The sequence below is a fragment of the Brevundimonas sp. UBA4553 genome (assembly GCF_002387245.1).
Classification (GTDB): Bacteria; Pseudomonadota; Alphaproteobacteria; order Caulobacterales; family Caulobacteraceae; genus Brevundimonas.
The window spans coordinates 1-280 of the sequence record NZ_DGLD01000008.1; the positions used below are offsets into that span (position 1 = coordinate 1).

The 280-nt window shown below is 69.3% G+C and carries 1 pseudogene; it reads right to left on the reverse strand.

The features are described from left to right. Positions 1–280: pseudogene (locus tag B4A39_RS05640) on the reverse strand (RNA polymerase sigma factor RpoD); the annotation flags it as partial.

The window sequence follows — 280 nt, forward strand, 5'->3', positions numbered from 1 at the left end:
TGACGCCGTCGCGCAGTTCGGCTTCCAGCGCCGAGATCGACATGCCGCCGCCGTCGTCGAAGTCGTCCTCGTCCTCGTCCTCGCTCTCGGGCTTTTCGGCCTCGCCTTCGGGGGCGGGAGCGCCGGGCACGGCGGCCGGCGGCTGGTTGTGCGGCAGGGACGACGGGTTGAGGATGCCGTAGGTGGCGTCCAGGTCGATCACTTCGCGCAGCAGGATGCGGTTGTTGGCCAGCTCCTCGCGCCAGACCATGATGGCCTCGAAGGTCAGGGCGCTTTCGCA